8 protein-coding genes are annotated in these 7,976 nt (G+C 70.1%); 6 read left to right on the forward strand and 2 right to left on the reverse strand.

Annotation, left to right across the window (positions count from 1 at the left end):
- The 3 genes from AN218_RS32390 to AN218_RS32400 form a co-directional block, all read left to right on the forward strand.
- Window positions 1-1,367 (forward strand): M16 family metallopeptidase (locus AN218_RS32390; protein WP_244900897.1); only part of this gene is annotated, 1,367 nt, incomplete at its 5' end.
- Window positions 1,368-1,431: 64 nt separating this feature from the next.
- A complete protein-coding gene (gene dapB / locus AN218_RS32395; RefSeq protein ID WP_070020597.1) occupies window positions 1,432-2,187 on the forward strand; it encodes a 4-hydroxy-tetrahydrodipicolinate reductase in 756 nt (251 codons plus the stop codon).
- A 4-nt stretch (window positions 2,188-2,191) separates the two neighbouring features.
- Window positions 2,192-2,653 (forward strand): tetratricopeptide repeat protein, encoded by a 462-nt coding sequence (locus AN218_RS32400; RefSeq protein ID WP_070020598.1) that lies wholly within the window; start codon window positions 2,192-2,194, stop codon window positions 2,651-2,653.
- 40 nt (window positions 2,654-2,693) lie between these two features.
- Here the strand turns inward: AN218_RS32400 and AN218_RS32405 are convergent, their stop codons facing one another.
- Together AN218_RS32405 and AN218_RS32410 are read right to left on the reverse strand one after the other, a co-directional pair.
- Window positions 2,694-3,266 (reverse strand): hypothetical protein, encoded by a 573-nt coding sequence (locus tag AN218_RS32405; RefSeq protein WP_070020599.1) that lies wholly within the window; start codon window positions 3,264-3,266, stop codon window positions 2,694-2,696.
- Between the two features lie 195 nt (window positions 3,267-3,461).
- A complete protein-coding gene (locus tag AN218_RS32410) occupies window positions 3,462-3,698 on the reverse strand; it encodes a hypothetical protein (RefSeq protein ID WP_070020600.1) in 237 nt (78 codons plus the stop codon).
- Window positions 3,699-4,027: 329 nt separating this feature from the next.
- Between AN218_RS32410 and thyX the strand changes: the two genes are divergently transcribed.
- The 3 genes from thyX to AN218_RS32425 all read left to right on the forward strand — a co-directional run bounded on the left by thyX (window position 4,028) and on the right by AN218_RS32425 (window position 7,735).
- Window positions 4,028-4,720: an FAD-dependent thymidylate synthase gene (thyX, locus tag AN218_RS32415; protein ID WP_216311842.1), complete on the forward strand. Its 693-nt coding sequence runs from the start codon at window positions 4,028-4,030 to the stop codon at window positions 4,718-4,720.
- A 227-nt stretch (window positions 4,721-4,947) separates the two neighbouring features.
- Complete coding sequence (gene dapA / locus AN218_RS32420) at window positions 4,948-5,847, forward strand: 4-hydroxy-tetrahydrodipicolinate synthase (protein WP_070020602.1); 900 nt, start codon at window positions 4,948-4,950, stop codon at window positions 5,845-5,847.
- 202 nt (window positions 5,848-6,049) lie between these two features.
- Window positions 6,050-7,735, forward strand: coding sequence for a ribonuclease J (locus AN218_RS32425; protein WP_070020603.1), 1,686 nt, complete (start codon window positions 6,050-6,052; stop codon window positions 7,733-7,735).
- Window positions 7,736-7,976 lie beyond the last annotated feature (241 nt).

Below are 7,976 nucleotides of genomic sequence, written 5' to 3' on the forward strand. Positions count from 1 at the left end.
CCACCTCCGCGGAGGGGCGGGCCGTCGCCCGTACACGATCGGGAGTGAACGCGATGTCGGGCGCGGTCCCGGGCGGCGGGGGCGAGGTCCGCAAGACGGTCCTGCCGGGCGGGCTGCGGGTCGTCACCGAGACGGTGCCCACCGTACGGTCGGCGACCCTCGGCATCTGGGCCCACGTCGGCTCCCGCGACGAGACACCGGCGCTCGGCGGCGCCACGCACTATCTGGAGCATCTGCTCTTCAAGGGCACACGGCGGCGCAGCGCGCTCGACATCTCGGCCGAACTCGACGCCGTCGGCGGGGAGATGAACGCCTTCACCGCGAAGGAGTTCACCTGCTACTACGCACGCGTCCTCGACTCCGACCTGCCGCTGGCGATCGACGTCCTGGGCGACATGCTCACCGGGTCCGTCCTCGACGCCGCCGAGGTCGAGGCCGAACGGGGCGTCATCCTCGAAGAGATCGCGATGACCGAGGACGACCCCGGCGACTGCGTGCACGATCTCTTCGCCCGCGCCCTGCTGGGCGACTCCCCGCTGGGCCGTCCCGTGCTGGGCACCGTCGAGACCGTGAACGGCTTCACGCGGGACCGCCTCGCGCGCTTCTACCGCAAGCACTACGCCCCGCCGCACCTCGTCGTCGCCGCGGCGGGCAACCTCGACCACGACACCGTCGTCGAGCAGGTACGCGCGGCCTTCGAGCGCGCGGGCGCACTGGAACGTACGGAGGGGCGCGAACCCGTCGGCCCGCGCACCGGCAACCGCCCGCTCCGTGCACACGGCCGTGTGGAGATCGCCGACCGCAGCACCGAACAGGCCCACCTCGTCCTCGGAATGCCGGGCTACTCCCGCAACGACGACCGCAGATGGGCGCTCGGCGTGCTCAGCGCGGCCCTCGGCGGCGGCATGAGCTCCCGCCTCTTCCAGGAGATCCGCGAGAAACGCGGCCTCGCCTACAGCACGTACTCCTACACCTCCGGCTTCGCCGACTGCGGCTTCTTCGGCGTGTACGCGGGCTGCCGCCCCGGCCAGCTCTCCGACGTGCTGAAGATCTGCCGCGACGAGCTGGACCACGCCGCGCGCCACGGCCTCCCGGACGACGAACTGCGCCGCGCCGTCGGCCAGTTGTCCGGCGCCACGGTCCTCGGCCTGGAGGACACCGGCGCGCTCATGCACCGGCTCGGCAAGAGCGAACTGTGCTGGGGCGAACAGCTCTCGGTCGACGACATGCTGGCCAGGATCGCCGCCGTCACCCCCGACGACGTACGCGCGGTGGCCCGCGACGTGCTCAGCCGGCGCCCCTCCCTCGCCGTCATCGGCCCGCTCACCGACCGCCAGACGTCCCAGTTGCACGAGGCCGTCTCCTGAACACGCCCTCCGCACCCGCCGGTTCACAGCAGCGACACCGGCCAGCCCCGAAGGAACGAGAACAATGAGCAAGCTGCGCGTGGCCGTCCTCGGCTCCGAAGGCCGCATGGGCTCCGAGGCCGTACGGGCCGTCGAGGCCGCGGACGACATGGAGCTGGCCGCCGCCCTCGACCGCGACGACTCCCTGAGCGCCCTCACCGCTTCCGGTGCCGAGGTCGCCGTCGATCTGACGCACCCCGACGCCGTCATGGGCAACCTTGAGCACTGCGTCAGCAACGGCGTCCACGCCGTCGTCGGCACCACCGGCTGGACGGACGAGCGCCTCGCGACCGTACGCGGCTGGCTGGAGGCGTCCCCGCGCACCGGCGTCCTCATCGCCCCCAACTTCGGCATCGGCGCCGTCCTCACGATGCGCTTCGCCCGGCAGGCCGCCCGCTTCTTCGAATCCGCCGAGGTCGTCGAACTGCACCACCCCAACAAGGCGGACGCCCCGAGCGGTACGGCCGCGCGCACCGCACAGCTCATCTCCTCCGCCCGCGCGGAGGCCGGGCTTCCGGACCAGCCGGACGCCACCTCCACCGCCCTGGACGGCGCCCGCGGCGCGGACGTCGACGGCGTCCCCGTGCACTCCGTACGGCTGCGCGGACTCGTCGCCCACCAGGAGGTGCTGTTCGGCGGCGAGGGGGAGACCCTCACGATCCGGCACGACTCGCTGCACCGCAGCTCCTTCATGCCGGGCGTGCTGCTTGGGGTGCGCCGCGTCGGCTCCGCGCCCGGACTCACCTACGGTCTGGAGCACTTCCTCGACCTGGACGCGTGAGCGCGTGCGGGACAAGATCACGTACTTCGTCCTGGCCGCCGTGCTGGTCGCCTACTTCGTGCTGGCCGGCAGCCGGGGAGTGCTGCTGATCGAACAGGGCACTCCGGTCACCGTCCCCTTCGGCGTCGCTGTCTTCGTCCTTCCGCTCATCGGCGTCTGGTTCCTGTGGCAGACGACCCGCTTCGCGCGCGCGGCCGAGCGGCTGGCACGCGAACTGGAGGCCGAAGGCGGCCTGCCCGTCGACGAGTTGCGCCGTACGCCCTCGGGCCGCATCGACCGCGACTCCGCGGACGAGGTGTTCGCCCGCAGAAAGGCCGAAACCGAGCGCGCCCCCGACGACTGGAGGTGCTGGTTCCGGCTGGCCGTCGCCTACCGCGACGCCCGCGACACCGCCCGCGCCCGCAAGGCGATGCAGCGGGCGATCTCCCTGCACGACGGTACGGACGGCCACGGCGGGAAACCCTGACGGGCGCCAGCCCGTACCCGGGGAGCGCCCGGCGCGTCCGCTACGCCCCGGCCCGCGACTCGGCCGCCCATGTCTCTATGACGTCGGCGGCCCGGTCGAAGGCTTCCGGCCGTGCGAGGAAGTCGGCGTTGTGATCCGTCAGCAGCGTGCGCAACGCCTCGCCGTCACCGGCCCGTACGACGTCGAGCGCCTGCCCCTGCACCGTGCGCGGCAGCCCGAGCCACCGCACCGGCTGCTGCACGGTCCGTACGGCGGCGACCTCGTGCCAGCCCAGCGTCACGGTGGTCAGCAGCCCCACGCGCCGCAGCCCGTACGCCGAGACCCACACGCCCACCCGCAGCAGCCGCAGCGCGAGCGCGATGACCGCGAGCGCGGCCACCAGACACACGAGCGCGCCCGTCACCGACCCGGCGAGGGCGATGATGAGCGCGGAGAAGAGCATGTACGAGGCGAGCAGCAGCAGAACCGCCGCGCCGCCGACCCGCCAGGGGCCGGGACGGTACGGACGGCGCCAGTGCTCACGGACGTCGTGGGGGAGGGGGCTCTGCAGATCTCGGTCTGTGTGCTCGGCCGCGCCGGACTGTCCTGCGGCCGTCATGAAGGGCAGGGGCACTGCTGGTCCTCGTCGTCCTCGCTCGGTACGGTCCCGACCGGATGGATCGGGTGATGCGCGAGGACACTAGCGAGGTGTACGAGACCCGGCCAGCCCGGCTGGTCGACGCGGCAGGCGACGGACCACGGCGAGCGGGACCGGCCGGCCCCTGCGAGCAGCTTCGTGAACTGCTCGCAGAACGGCGTCAGCCGGTGCTCAGCGGCTCTCGGCGGCGGCCGGACCGTGCCGCTGCGCTTGACGTTCGGGATCGAGCGCGGGAACGCCGAGGACGAGGGAGCCGACCAGACCCGCCACGACCGTCAGGCCGAACAGCGCGCTCCCTGCCTTCTCGGCGTTGGTGCGCTGGGCGCGGGGCGGCGGCGTGACATTGCTGCGGAACCGGTCGGCGTCTGCGAGGAACGCGAACGGTACTGACTCTCCGCGGCGGAACATGGGCAGGGGACTCCTGTCGAGATCGTTCTGGATGGTTTCGTAGGTAGAACGTCCACGACGGCTGAGAAGTGCCGGGTAAGAGGGGACGTGGATCAAAAAATATCAGGCACCGGCCCGCCCTCATGCACCGACCCCCCTCTATCACGTCAGACAGTCCGCTTTGTCCGGACGAAAGCCGCGAAACGCCCTCGCCGGGGGCTCACGGGTACGCCGCGGGCGGTGTCGGCGGTCCGCCGTAGGCTGGGCGCGCCCGGAAGCCGCACGACCCGGAAGGACCGCACGTGACCGACACCTCCGACCAGGACGCCGCTCCCAGCTTCCGAGGGGAGATGACCGTCGAACTGGTCAAGCACAGCGCCGCCGACACCGACGTGCTGTGGGCGGCCCGGGTCTCGACGGGAGGCGAGAAGTCCCTGGAGGAGCTGCACAAGGACCCGGCGCGCTCGCGGGGCCTGATCAACTACCTGATGCGGGACCGCCACGGCAGCCCCTTCGAGCACAACTCGATGACCTTCTTCATCAGCGCCCCGCTCTTCGTCTTCCGGGAGTTCCACCGCCACCGCGTCGGCTGGTCCTACAACGAGGAGTCCGGGCGCTACCGGCAGCTCCAGCCTGTCTTCTACACCCCCGGCGCCGACCGCAAGCTCGTCCAGCAGGGCCGCCCCGGCAAGTACGAGTTCGTGGCGGGCACCCCCGAGCAGCACGAGCTGACGGTCTCGGCCATGACGGAGTCCTACCGGCAGTCCTACGAGACGTACCAGCGGCTGCTGGCCGCGGGAGTGGCCCGCGAGGTCGCCCGCGCGGTGCTTCCCGTCGGCCTCTACTCCTCGATGTACGCGACGTGCAACGCCCGTTCCCTCATGCACTTCCTGGGGCTGCGCACCCAGCACGAGCAGGCCAAGGTGCCGTCCTTCCCGCAGCGGGAGATCGAGATGGTGGGCGAGCTGATGGAGGAACAGTGGGCGAAGCTCATGCCGCTGACCCACGAGGCCTTCAACGCCAATGGCCGCGTTGCGCCGTGACCGCCCCGCCGATGTCCCGATTGCGGGCTTTCGCGTAGTACGTCTACGCTGAAATCACGGTCCGGCACTGCTTGAACCCCCGAGCAGGCAGTGCCGGGCCTCCCTTGCACGAGGCGCCCGCAGGGCACACACCGGACGTCGTCCGCAGGCCCGCACCGGCCGCGGAACGACCATGACCAAGGCCCCGAGGGAGCACCACCGCCCGGGCTGCGAGTAGCGTGGACCCCATGGCTCCGACCTCCACACCGCACACGCCCTTCGGGCGGGTTCTGACAGCGATGGTCTCGCCGTTCACCGCGGACGGCTCCCTCGACCTCGACGGCGCGCAGCGGCTCGCCGTTCACCTGGTGGACGCCGGCAATGACGGCCTGATCGTCAACGGCACCACTGGCGAGTCCCCGACGACCAGCGATGTCGAGAAATCCCAGCTCGTGCGGGCCGTGGTCGAAGCGGTCGGAGACCGCGCCCACGTCGTCGCCGGAGCCGGCACGAACGACACCGCGCACAGCCTCGAACTCGCCCGCGACGCCGCAAAGGCGGGCGCACACGGACTCCTCGCGGTGACGCCGTACTACAGCAAGCCCCCGCAGGAGGGCCTCTTCCGGCACTTCACCGCGATCGCGGACGCCACCGAACTGCCCGTGATGCTCTACGACATCCCCGGCCGGTCCGGCGTCCCGATCAACACCGAGACGATCGTCCGCCTCGCCGAACATCCGCGCATCGTCGCCAACAAGGACGCCAAGGGCGACCTCGGCCGTGCGAGCTGGGCCATCGCGACCAGCGGACTCGCCTGGTACAGCGGCGACGACATGCTCAACCTGCCCCTGCTGTCCGTCGGCGCGGTCGGCTACGTCTCGGTCGTCGGCCACCTGGTCACCCCGGAGCTGCGCGCGATGCTCGAAGCGCACCTCAGCGGCGATGTGACCAAGGCCACGGAGATCCATCAGAAGCTGCTGCCGGTCTTCACGGGCATGTTCCGTACGCAGGGCGTCATCACGACGAAGGCCGCCCTGACGTTGCGCGGCCTGCCCGGCGGGCCCCTGCGGATGCCGCTCGTGGAGCTCTCCCCGGAGGAGACCCAGCAGTTGCGGCATGACCTGGCCCATGGCGGCGTAGAGATCTGAGAACCGACGTCATAACTCCATACCGGGCACGAACCGAAACACCAGACATGATCAGTACGAACGAAGAAGCGTAAGAACCCATTCACGAATATCGACGCGCGCCACGTGTCCCACGGGGTCCCCGAGCCGGAGGCCAGTGGGGTCCCCATGCCGGATGCACCGGGCAGGGGGAGCGTGGCGCGCGTTTGGTGAGGAGAGTCTTTTGAGTCATCCGCATCCCGAGCTCGGCTCGCCGCCGAAGCTGGCCGAGGGCGGTCTGAGAGTCACACCGCTCGGCGGCCTGGGCGAGATCGGCCGCAACATGACCGTCATCGAGTACGGCGGCCGGTTGCTGATCGTCGACTGCGGCGTCCTGTTCCCCGAGGAGGAACAGCCCGGAGTGGACCTGATCCTCCCGGACTTCACGTCGTTGAGGGACCGCCTCGACGACATCGACGGCATCGTGCTCACACACGGACACGAGGACCACATCGGCGGCGTGCCGTTCCTGCTCCGCGAGAAGAACGACATCCCGCTCATCGGCTCCAAGCTGACCCTCGCCCTGATCGAGGCGAAGCTCCAGGAGCACCGCATCCGGCCGTACACGCTGGAGGTCGAGGAGGGCCGCCGCGAGCGCATCGGCCCGTTCGACTGCGAGTTCGTCTCGGTCAACCACTCCATCCCGGACGCGCTCGCGGTCGCGATCCGCACGCCCGCGGGCATGGTCGTCCACACCGGCGACTTCAAGATGGACCAGCTCCCGCTGGACGGCCGCCTCACCGACCTGCGCGCCTTCGCACGCCTCGGCGAGGAGGGCATCGATCTGCTGCTGTCCGACTCGACGAACGCCGAGGTGCCGGGCTTCGTACCGCCGGAGCGTGACATCTCCGGAGTGCTGCGGCAGGTCTTCGCCGGAGCGCAGAAACGCATCATCGTGGCGAGCTTCGCCAGCCACGTGCACCGGATCCAGCAAATCCTGGACGCGGCGCACGAGTTCGGACGGCGCGTGGCCTTCGTGGGCCGCTCGATGGTCCGCAACATGGGCATCGCGCGGGAGCTGGGGTACCTGAACGTACCGTCCGGCCTCGTCGTCGACGTCAAGACGCTCGACGACCTCTCGGACGACGAAGTGGTGCTGGTGTGCACCGGCTCGCAGGGCGAACCGATGGCCGCGCTCTCCCGCATGGCCAACCGGGACCACCAGATCCGCATCGTCGAGGGCGACACGGTGATCCTGGCCTCGTCGCTCATCCCGGGCAACGAGAACGCGGTCTACCGCGTCATCAACGGCCTGACGCGCTGGGGCGCCAACGTGGTCCACAAGGGCAACGCCCGGGTCCACGTCTCGGGCCACGCCTCCGCCGGCGAACTGCTGTACTTCTACAACATCTGCCAGCCCAAGAACCTGATGCCAGTCCACGGCGAATGGCGCCACCTGCGCGCCAACGCCGAACTGGGCGCCCAGACCGGCGTACCGCGCGACCGCGTCGTCATCGCCGAGGACGGCGTCGTCGTCGACCTGATCGACGGCAAGGCCACCATCGCGGGCAAGGTGCACGCGGGGTACGTGTACGTGGACGGCCTCTCGGTGGGAGACGTCACCGAGTCCTCCCTCAAGGACCGCCGCATCCTCGGCGACGAGGGCATCATCTCCGTCTTCGTCGTTGTGGATAGCAGCACCGGGAAGATCGTCGGCGGCCCGCACATCCAGTCGCGTGGCTCCGGCATCGACGACGCCGACTTCGAACAGGTCGTACCGAAGATCGACGAGGCCCTGGCCAAGTCGGCCGAGAACGGCATCGCCGAGATGCATCAACTCCAGCAGCTCGTACGGCGCACGGTGGGCAAGTGGGTCTCGGACACCTACCGCCGCCGCCCGATGATCCTCCCCGTGGTCGTCGAGGTCTGAGGCCGCCAGGCCCCCAACGACGAGCGGAGCGCCTCGATTTGCGTCCGGGCGCTCCGCTCCAGTACGTTTACAGCTCCAACTCGACGGGTACCGGGTGAGCTTCGCCGGGAGACCCACACCGTCAGAGTCAACTGACCGACCCCGCAAAGGGATTCAGAAAGTGCTCCTGATAGAGTTGGATCACCGAGAGGGAAGCGCCCGGAGCAACCGGTTGGGTTGTGATGGAAGCGTCCGTTCTTTG

The organism is Streptomyces nanshensis, from assembly GCF_001751255.1.
Lineage (GTDB): Bacteria > Actinomycetota > Actinomycetes > Streptomycetales > Streptomycetaceae > Streptomyces > Streptomyces nanshensis_A.

Excerpts from the sequence above, each read along its gene's own strand:
- dapB (WP_070020597.1), top strand. The coding sequence starts at position 1,432 with ATGAGCAAGCTGCGCGTGGCCGTCCTCGGCTCCGAAGGCCGCATGGGC.
- dapA (WP_070020602.1), top strand. The coding sequence starts at position 4,948 with ATGGCTCCGACCTCCACACCGCACACGCCCTTCGGGCGGGTTCTGACA.
- AN218_RS32410 (WP_070020600.1), bottom strand. The coding sequence starts at position 3,698 with ATGTTCCGCCGCGGAGAGTCAGTACCGTTCGCGTTCCTCGCAGACGCC.
- thyX (WP_216311842.1), top strand. The coding sequence starts at position 4,028 with ATGACCGTCGAACTGGTCAAGCACAGCGCCGCCGACACCGACGTGCTG.